The organism is Rhodococcus sp. BUPNP1 (genome assembly GCF_002215235.1).
Lineage (GTDB): Bacteria > Actinomycetota > Actinomycetes > Mycobacteriales > Mycobacteriaceae > Rhodococcus.
The window spans coordinates 1-578 of the sequence record NZ_NERM01000080.1; the positions used below are offsets into that span (position 1 = coordinate 1).

At 75.3% G+C, this 578-nt stretch carries 1 pseudogene; it reads left to right on the top strand.

Annotation, left to right across the window (positions count from 1 at the left end):
* A pseudogene (locus B9C99_RS25490) lies at positions 1–578 on the top strand (hypothetical protein); the annotation flags it as partial.

A 578-nucleotide genomic window follows, 5' to 3' on the forward strand; every position in this document is an offset into this window, starting at 1 on the left:
GGCAGGACCTGCCCCGACTCCAGAACGACCCCGCCGCCATGCGCGAGAGCGGACTCGACATCTGGGGCACCCTCGGCCTCGCCCTGCCCACCGGCACCGAGACCCACGCCACCACCCTCGCCCTCGAAGCGGTCACCGCCGCCACCACCGGCATCGGCGCCGGACCGGTCACCCTCGAACAGGCCGCCACCCCCGCCGCCATCACCGCCGTGAGCACCCTCGCGCTCGGCGCCGACACCCTCGGCGCGGTCGGCACCACCGCCGACACCCTCGCGGCGCTCGGCGCCCACTCCGACACCGAGGCCCCGATCCACGCCGTGCCGGTCGTCGAACAGCAACTGCACCGTGCCCTCGCCGACGGGCAGGTCCGCGGCCTCACCGGTCACCTGCCGATCGGCGTCGCACCCGTCGTCGACTTCCCCACCGCCGTCGTCGACACCCCCTGGGTCGACGAGACCCTCGCCCGCGCCGCCGCGGAATTCACCGACTACGCGCGTCGCCCCGAACAGGCCGGCGTCCTCACCTCCCACGGTTTCCGCACCGCCGACACCGTCCCCGAACCCGCCGGGGAACTGCCG